At 65.8% G+C, this 1,064-nt stretch carries 1 protein-coding gene; it reads left to right on the forward strand.

Annotation, left to right across the window (positions count from 1 at the left end):
• Positions 1-1,020 (forward strand): group II intron reverse transcriptase/maturase (locus ABGB16_RS33765; protein ID WP_347672107.1); only part of this gene is annotated, 1,020 nt, incomplete at its 5' end.
• Positions 1,021-1,064: the final 44 nt, after the last annotated feature.

Raw genomic sequence — 1,064 nt, forward strand, 5'->3', positions numbered from 1 at the left:
AACCAACTGGCCAAAGCCCGACGGCGTGGTGACCGCCCACTGGCGCGAGCACTGCGACAGCGGATGGTCAGCCTGCCCAGCGCCGACCCGGACGACCCGGGATACCGGCGGTTGCGGTATTGCAGGTACGCAGATGACCATCTGCTCGGGTTCACCGGCCCGAAGGCCGAAGCCGAGGAGATCAAACAGCGCCTGGCCGAGTTCCTGCGCGACGACCTCAAACTCGAACTGTCCCAGGACAAGACGCTGATCACCCACGCCCGCACAGGCGCGGCCCGCTTCCTCGGCTACGAGATCACCGTCCAGCACAACGACACGAAGAAGACCGGCCGTTACCGACGTATCAACGGTCAGGTCGCGCTACGTGTCCCCCTGGACGTGATCAAGGCCAAGTCCGCCCCCTACCTGCACCGCGGCAAACCCGCCAAGCAGAAGGCCCTGACCAACGGCAGCGACCACACCATCGTCGCCACCTACGGGGCCATCTACCGGGGCATCGTCCAGTACTACCTGCTCGCCGGGGACGTCTACCGGCTTCACCGGCTGCGCTGGGTCATGGAGACCTCCATGCTCAAGACCCTGGCAGGCAAGCACCGCTCGACGGTGTCGAAGATGGCGGCCAAACACAAGGCCAAGATCCAGACACCGTACGGGCCGCGCACCTGCTTCGAGGCACGCATCGAACGCGACGGCAGGAAGCCACTGGTCGCACGGTCCGGTGAGACACCACTCCACCGGCAGAAAACGGCGACGGTCACCGACCGTCAACCGATCCGGGTCGACTATCCGCACAAGGAACTCGTCACACGGCTCCTCGCGGACGTCTGCGAGGTCTGCCAGCAGCCGGGCGAGGTGGAAGTCCACCACGTCCGCAAGCTCACCGACCTCGGCAAACCCGGACCGCTGCAGCCCCACTGGGCCGAGGCCATGGCCAACAGGCGCCGCAAGACCCTGGTGGTCTGCGCCTCCTGCCACAGCCTCACCCACACCGGGCAACCAGCCACACCGCTCACGCAGTAAGTCACTGGAGAGCCGGACGATCGGGAAACCATCAAATCCGGTTC

The sequence above is a fragment of the Micromonospora sp. B11E3 genome (assembly GCF_039871625.1).
Lineage (GTDB): Bacteria > Actinomycetota > Actinomycetes > Mycobacteriales > Micromonosporaceae > Micromonospora.